The organism is Neisseria sp. P0022.S010, assembly GCF_051956635.1.
The window spans coordinates 1-255 of record NZ_JBQCXF010000974.1 but is presented as its reverse complement, the minus strand read 5'-3'; the positions used below and the strand labels follow the sequence as shown (position 1 = coordinate 255).

Sequence of the window (255 nt, the reverse complement as noted above, 5' to 3'; positions counted from 1 at the left end):
CACAGAAACCTGCGTTGTATGAAACCAAAGAAGCAACCGCAAACAGCCGTATCAACGCCCGTTTGCCTTACGTCTTCCTGCTTTCCCGTTTGGCGCACTACCTCAAACTGATCCAGCGTGAAAACATTGGTACCACCAAAGACCGTCGCATGCTTGAGTTGGAACTGAATACTTGGATTAATACCCTGGTAACGGAAATGACCGACCCGAGCGATGAGTTGCAGGCCACACATCCGTTGAGAGAAGCAAAAGTAT

The 255-nt window shown here is 49.0% G+C and carries 1 pseudogene; it reads left to right on the top strand.

Annotated features, from left to right (window positions below):
* Positions 1–14: 14 nt before the first annotated feature.
* Positions 15–255, top strand: a pseudogene (locus tag ACTHUT_RS22400) (type VI secretion system contractile sheath large subunit); the annotation flags it as partial.